Annotated in this window: 7 protein-coding genes; 3 read left to right on the top strand and 4 right to left on the bottom strand. The window is 73.1% G+C overall.

Annotated elements, in window-relative coordinates:
* The first annotated feature begins 84 nt into the window (after positions 1-84).
* Positions 85-864: a sulfite exporter TauE/SafE family protein gene (locus GUY60_RS31970; RefSeq protein WP_161704217.1), complete on the top strand. Its 780-nt coding sequence runs from the start codon at positions 85-87 to the stop codon at positions 862-864.
* Positions 865-886: 22 nt separating this feature from the next.
* Here GUY60_RS31970 and GUY60_RS31965 read toward each other — a convergent pair whose 3' ends face one another.
* Together GUY60_RS31965 and GUY60_RS31960 are read right to left on the bottom strand one after the other, a co-directional pair.
* Complete coding sequence (locus GUY60_RS31965) at positions 887-1,609, bottom strand: class F sortase (protein ID WP_161704215.1); 723 nt, start codon at positions 1,607-1,609, stop codon at positions 887-889.
* Between the two features lie 114 nt (positions 1,610-1,723).
* Positions 1,724-2,263, bottom strand: a complete 540-nt coding sequence (locus GUY60_RS31960) for a GVDTG sorting domain-containing protein (protein WP_161704213.1) — start codon at positions 2,261-2,263, stop codon at positions 1,724-1,726.
* A gap of 298 nt (positions 2,264-2,561) precedes the next feature.
* Here GUY60_RS31960 and GUY60_RS31955 point away from each other — a divergent pair, with 298 nt between their 5' ends.
* On the top strand, positions 2,562-3,227 hold the full coding sequence (locus GUY60_RS31955; protein WP_161704211.1) for an NADPH-dependent FMN reductase: 666 nt from the start codon (positions 2,562-2,564) through the stop codon (positions 3,225-3,227).
* A 63-nt stretch (positions 3,228-3,290) separates the two neighbouring features.
* Here GUY60_RS31955 and GUY60_RS31950 read toward each other — a convergent pair whose 3' ends face one another.
* On the bottom strand, positions 3,291-3,797 hold the full coding sequence (locus GUY60_RS31950) for a pyridoxamine 5'-phosphate oxidase family protein (protein WP_161704210.1): 507 nt from the start codon (positions 3,795-3,797) through the stop codon (positions 3,291-3,293).
* Between the two features lie 234 nt (positions 3,798-4,031).
* On the opposite strand from GUY60_RS31950, the gene GUY60_RS31945 reads away from it, so the two are divergent.
* A complete protein-coding gene (locus GUY60_RS31945) occupies positions 4,032-4,505 on the top strand; it encodes a gamma-glutamylcyclotransferase family protein (protein ID WP_161704208.1) in 474 nt (157 codons plus the stop codon).
* Here the strand turns inward: GUY60_RS31945 and GUY60_RS31940 are convergent.
* Positions 4,465-6,606: a molybdopterin oxidoreductase family protein gene (locus GUY60_RS31940; protein ID WP_161704206.1), complete on the bottom strand. Its 2,142-nt coding sequence runs from the start codon at positions 6,604-6,606 to the stop codon at positions 4,465-4,467. The two genes, GUY60_RS31945 and GUY60_RS31940, sit on opposite strands and share 41 nt — an antisense overlap.
* Positions 6,607-6,728 lie beyond the last annotated feature (122 nt).

Raw genomic sequence — 6,728 nt, 5'->3', positions numbered from 1 at the left:
GGCCGCACCCTGACCACCCCTGACCCGCACCCCTGACCCGTGCCCGTGTCCTGACCCGCGTGTCCCCCCGCTACTGTCGCGATCATGCCCGACATACCCCTGACCACGGTCGTGGTCCTCTGCCTCGCCGCGGCCGCGGCGGGCTGGATCGACGCCGTGGTGGGCGGCGGCGGTCTGCTGCTGCTTCCCGCGCTCCTCATCGGTGTGCCGCAGGTGCACCCCAGTTACGTGTACGGCACCAACAAGGCCGTCAGCATCGTCGGCACCTCCGCCGCGGCCGTGACCTACCTCCGCAAAGCCCCCGTCGAGGTGGGCACCGCCGTCCGGATCGGGCTCGCGGCCGTCGCCGGGTCCATGGCCGGGGCGTCCTTCGCGGCCGGGATCAGCGCGGACGTGCTGCGCCCCATGATCATGGTGGTCCTGGTCGGCGTACTCACCTTCGTGATGCTGCGCCCCGCCTTCGGTACGGCAGCGGTCGCCGGGCCGCCGACCAAGCAGCGGGTGCTCGCCGCCATCGGGATCGCGGGCCTCGGGATCGGCTTCTACGACGGCCTGTTCGGGCCCGGCACCGGCACGTTCCTGGTCATCGCGCTCACCGCCGTGCTCCACCTCGACCTGGTGAACGCCTCGGCCACCGCGAAGATCGTCAACGTCTGCACCAACCTGGGCGCCCTCGCGATGTTCAGCTACAAGGGCACCGTGCTGTGGCAACTGGCCGCCGCGATGGCCGTGTTCAACCTCGTCGGCGGCACGGTCGGGGCCCGGATGGCGCTCAAGAAGGGCAGCGGTTTCGTCCGCGGCGTCCTCGTGGTCGTCGTGCTGTCCCTGGTGGGGAAGCTGGCGTACGACCAGTGGCTGGGGTGAGCCCGTACCCGTAGGGCTTGGCTCAGCGTGAGCCCGTCAGGTGTGCGAAGACCACGACGTTGCCCAGATAGCCGGTCTTCTTCGAGAAGCCGCCGCCGCAGGTGATCACCCGTAGCTCGGGGCGCGCCGCGGTCCCGTAGACCTTGTCGTCGGGGAAGTCGCGGCTGTCGTAGACCTCCACCGCGTCGACGGTGAACACGGCGGTCCTGCCGTCGCCCCGGTCGACCTCGACCGTCTGGCCCTTGCGCAGGGCGCCGAGCGCGTAGAACACGGCGGGACCCTCGGCGTTGTCGACATGCCCGGCGACGATGGCGGTGCCGCGCTCGCCGGGCGTGGTGCCCGCCTCGTACCAGCCGGCGAGGTCGCGCCGCTCCGCGGGCGGCACGTCGAGACTGCCCCCGGCGGTGAGCCCGAGCCCCATCAGCGGGGCGTCGACGCGCAGCGAGGGGATGCGTATACGGGTGGGCGGCGCCGGTGGCAGCGCGGGCGCGGCGGCGGCGCGCGGTGGCCTACTGGTCGGGGTGCCGGTCGGGGTGCCGGTCGGGGTGCCGGTCGGGGTGCCCGTCGGGGCGTCGGCGGACTCGGCGGCGGACGGCTGCGGCGGCGCGTGCGTGGCGGTGCCGCTCTGCAGCAGCCACACGCCGGAGCACAGGGCGAACACGGAGACCGCGGCTATCGCCGCGCGCAGGGGCCGGCTGCGGCGACGCCCGCGTTCCCCGGCCTGACCGGCTTGGCGGTTCGGCATGGTGAGCCCCCTCGGAGTGGTCGTACGTGCCCCGAGTCCCCCTTCGAGCCGCGTGCGGAGGCGGAATCGAAGGGGGCCGGGGCGGCGGTACCGGTGGACAGCGGAGGGTGTCCGTCAGATCCTGTCGCCTCTCGCCCGGCGATGCAGGAGCCAGGTACCGCCCGCGGCGGCGACGGCCAGAGCCGCTACACCCGCCGCGGTCTGTACGGGGTCGCGACCGATCGTGCCGCCGACCCCCGTCTTCACATGCCCCTGCGGCCGCACCGGCTCCGCGCCCGCCGTCAGGGTCACCATCAGGTCGCCCGAGATCTCCTTGCCGTTCGCGCACCGGGCACGGATCGCGTACGTGCCGGGCGAGGCCGACGAGGGCACCTCGAACCGTCCGACCACCACCTCGTCGTGCGTGTCCACGGCGAGCTTGAACGTGCCGGCGCCGACCGCGCTCGCGTCCCCGCTCGCGCTGGCACCGACGCCGCAGGCAAGGGTGTGCACCGAGACCCGGTCGCCGGGCGTGACGCTCGCCGGATACACCTCGAGGGTGGCGTCGGGCGGATCGCCTTCGGCGGTCGCCGCGTGCGCGGGGCCCACAGCCAGGCACGCCGAGGCGGCGATGGCCAGCGCGGCCGCGGTCGACGAGCGGATGGCGGTGCGCATCTCAGTCCTCCCGAGAGAGCGCGGCCCGCGGCACCCCCATGTGTCGCTGCGTCGGTCGCACCCTTGCTACGAGGTAAGTCGCACTCGGCGCCGCACGCCTGCCGGTGAACGCCAAAATCCGCCCCGCGAGCGGCTTCCCGGCGCTGCGGAGCGGGCGTTCCAGCAGGTCATGCGTCTGCGGTGGGGGAGCGCGGGAAGTCCGTACGGCAGGGCTGTGAACGGGTGACCGGTTCGGCTTCCTGTCCCTGTTCGCGCGCAGCTTGACCTCAACTTTGGTTGAGGTACGAGGCTGTGGCGCATGACTTCCGCTACTGCTGAACGCAGCTCCGAGACCTCTGCCCGTACCGATGCCCGTATCGATCGCGCCGCTCGCCCCGGCGCTCCCCTCGCGCCCGTCCGGGTCGCCGTCATCCTCGGCTCCGACCGCGAGGGCCGCTTCGGTCCCGTCGTCGCCGACTGGCTGCTCGCCCGCCTTGGGACGCGTACCGACCTGGCCGTCGAGGTGGTCGACGTCGCCACGGCCGACCTGCCCACCGCGCTCTCGTACGACCCGTCCCCCGAGGTGCGCGCCAAGCTCGCCGGGGTCTCGCCGCGGCTCGCGGACGCCGACGCCTTCATCGTCCTCACCCCGGAGTACAACCACTCCTTCCCCGCCGGCCTCAAGAACCTCATCGACTGGCACCGCGCCGAGTGGGAGGCCAAGCCGGTGGCCTTCGTCTCGTACGGCGGGATCTCCGGCGGGCTGCGCGCGGTGGAGCAACTGCGCACGGTCTTCGCCGAGTTGCATGCCGTCACGGTCCGGGACACCGTCTCCTTCCACGGTGTGCACGGCCAGTTCGACGCCGACGGCACGCACAAGGACCCGACGGCCGCGGACGCCGCCGCGAAGGTCCTGCTCGATCAGCTCACCTGGTGGGCCCTGGCACTGCGCGAGGCCAAGGAGGTGCGGCCGTACGGGAGTTGACGCTCGTTCGGTCGATAATCGTTCGGTTGCTGCTCGATTGGTTGATGCTCGTCCGCCCGGCGGTCACGGGGTGAGGCTGCCGGGCGCGTCCTGGTCCAGCCACACCCCGTCGCGCACCACGACCCGGCCGCGCAGCTCCGGCTCACCACGCCAGGCGCGCACCGTCAGCGGGGTCACCCGCAGATAGACGTACGGGCCGTCCTCCGCGCGCGGGTCCCAGCCGAACTTCGCGGCGAACGCCTCCGCCGCCCCGGCCGGAACCTCCCGGTCCGGGAAGCACTCCGCCTCGCCCTGCACCAGCACCACGTCGAAGCTGTCCGGCAGGGCGAGGCGTACGCGCGGCTCCGCGCGGATGTTGCGCACGGTGGCGGAGCGCGCGCCGGTGCACATCCACAACGCCCGCCCGTCCCACACGAACCAGAGCGGCACCTGATGCGGCCCGTGCTCGGGGTGCGCCGTCGACACCCAGACGTCCCGCTCCCGCACCAGCCGTTCCAGGGTCTCGCGCCGACGCGTGCGTGTGGTGCGGGGCAGGGGCGATGGATCGGGGCTGCTGTCCGTGGGCTGCATGAACGCCAAGCTAGGCGGGAACAGGCGGGCGCGCATGGGCCGTTGGGCCTAGGTCCGGTCCTGGTCCCGGTCCCGGTGCTCTGCGCGTGGAGGCCGCGCTCCGTGGTACGTACGGGGAACTCATCGAAGTACGTACGAGCGAACTCATCGAATCGCGGCATCACGCGCGGAGGCACGCATGGATCAGCAACAACCGGACATCCCCGTCGGCACCGTACGCGCCGAGACCGCCCAGTGAGCGCCGAGACCCCGCTGCCGTTCTTCGTGTACGGGACGCTGCTGTCCGGCGAGTCCAACCACGCCCGCCACCTGCGCGGCCGGATCGCGCACCGCACGCCCGCGCTGCTCGACGACGCCGAACTCCACGAAGGCCCCGGCTACCCGTACCTGGTCGAGCAGCCCGCGGCCGGACCCGTGCACGGCGAACTCCTCACCGCGCGTCCCGAGCACTACGCCGCGCTCCTCGTCGAGCTCGACCGCCTGGAGGACTACACGCCCGGCGACCCGCACAATGACTACGAACGGCTCGCCCGCTCCGTACGCCTCCCGGACGGCAGCACGCGCCGCGCCTGGGTGTACGTCGCCGCCCCCGCCGTACGCGCCCGGCTCCGCGCCCGCGGCCGGACCATCCCGGACGGCGACTGGCGCTCGGCACGTGCGCGCGGGCTCACGCCGCCGTCCGCTCCAGACGTACCGCGCACACCTTGAACTCCGGCATCCGCGAGACCGGGTCGAGCGCGGGGTTCGTGAGCGTGTTGGCCCGGCCCTCGCCCGGCCAGTGGAACGGCATGAACACCGTGTCCGGCCTGATCGCCCGCGACACCCTGGCGGGCGCGACGGCCGTGCCGCGCCGCGAGACCACCGTCACCTCCTCGCCGTCCGCGACCCCGATCCGCTCCGCGAGCTGCGGGTGCAGCTCCACGAACGGGCCGGGCGCCGCCGTGTTCAACTCCGCGACCCGCCGGGTCTGGGCACCCGACTGGTACTGCGCCACCACCCGCCCCGTGGTAAGTAGCACCGGGAACTCGGCGTCCGGCTCCTCCGCCGCCGCCCGGTGCACCACCGGCACGAACCGGGCCCGCCCGTCCTCGGTCGCGAACCGGTCGAGGAACAGCCGCGGCGTACCGGGGTGCAACTCGGCCTCGGCGCCCACCGGTTCACCACCACGAACCTCCACCCCCTCCTGTGCCGGGCACGGCCAGAACACCCCGTCCTCCGCCGCGAGCCGCCCGTACGTGATCCCCGAGTAGTCGGCGGGACCACCCGCGGACGCGCGCCGCAGCTCCTCGAAGACCTCCTCCGGATCCGTCGGGAACCCCTTCTCCACACCGAGCCGCGCGGCGAGTTCATGCAGCACGAACAGGTCGGTACGCACCCCCGGCGGCGGCGTGATCGCGCGCCGGCGCAGCAGTACCCGGCCCTCCAGGTTCGTGGTCGTGCCGGTCTCCTCCGCCCACTGCGCCACCGGAAGCACCACATCCGCCAGCTCGGCCGTCTCGGACAGCACCACATCGGCCACGGCCAGGAAGTCGAGAGACCGCAGCCGCTCCTCGATGTGCGCGGCCCGCGGCGCCGACACCACCGGGTTCGAGCCCATCAGGAGCAGCGACCGCACGTCGCCGCCGAGCGCGTCGAGCAGTTCGTACGCACTGCGCCCAGGGCCCGGAAGCGACTCCGGGTCCACGCCCCACACCTGAGCCACATGCGCCCGCGCCGCCGGATCGGTCAGCTTGCGGTAGCCCGGCAACTGGTCGGCCTTCTGCCCGTGTTCACGTCCCCCCTGCCCGTTGCCCTGCCCCGTCAGACAGCCGTACCCGGAGAGCGGACGGCCCGCCCGGCCCGTCGCCAGGGTCAGGTTGATCCAGGCGCCCACCGTGTCGGTGCCCTTGGACTGCTGCTCGGGCCCGCGCGCGGTCAGCACCATCGCGTCCTTCGGCGTACTGAACAGCCGTACCGCCTCGCGCAGTTCGGGCACCGACACGCCCGTGATCCGCTCCACCAGCTCCGGCCAGTGCGCCATCGCCGCGGCCCGCGCCTCCTCCCATCCCTTCGTACGTTCCCCGATGTACGCCTCGTCCGTACGTCCTTCTGCCACCAGCAGATGCATCAGGCCGAGCGCAAGCGCCAGATCGGTGCCGGGGCGCGGCGCCAGGTGCAGGTCGGCCTGCTCGGCGGTCTTCGTCCGGCGCGGGTCGACGACGATCAACGTGCCGCCGTTCTCCCGCAGTTCGGTGAGGTAGCGCAGGGCGGGCGGCATCGTCTCGGCGAGGTTGGAGCCGACCAGGATCACGCAGCCGGTACGCGGGATGTCCTCCAGCGGGAACGGCAGCCCCCGGTCGAGGCCGAACGCCCGCTGGTGCGCGGCCGCCGCCGACGACATGCAGAACCGCCCGTTGTAGTCGATCTGCGACGTGCCGAGCGCGACCCGCGCGAACTTCCCGAGCGCGTACGCCTTCTCGTTGGTCAGCCCGCCCCCGCCGAACACCCCGACCGCGTCCGCACCGTGCTCCGCGCGCGTACGGGAAAGGCCCTCGGCGATCCGGTCGAGCGCCTCCTCCCAGGTGGCCGGTTCGAGCCTGCCGGTGGCGTGGGTCCGGACCAGCGGCTCGGTCAGGCGCACCCGGGAGGAGAGCACCGCGGTCGCGGTACGGCCCTTGCCGCACAGCGCCCCCCGGTTCACCGGGAACTGAGCACGCTCCACCACCGCGAGCCCGCCGTCCCCCCGCGGGTCGGGAGCGAGACCCATCCCGCATTGCAGCGCGCAGTACGGGCAGTGCGTGGGGGTGGACGGTGCCGTGGTGGAGTGCATACGACCCAGCGTGCGTCCGCGGTGTTACGGAGCACGAAGTGCCGCGTTACGGGGCAGGTACGGACACCTCAGCGCCCCCGCGCCCGCACAGTGAGGTCCCGGTCCGGGTCCCGGACACCTCC

Origin of the sequence: Streptomyces boluensis, from assembly GCF_009908195.1 — a bacterium.
GTDB classification, from domain to species: Bacteria; Actinomycetota; Actinomycetes; order Streptomycetales; family Streptomycetaceae; genus Streptomyces; species Streptomyces boluensis.
This window is presented reverse-complemented; position numbering and strand designations above follow the sequence as displayed.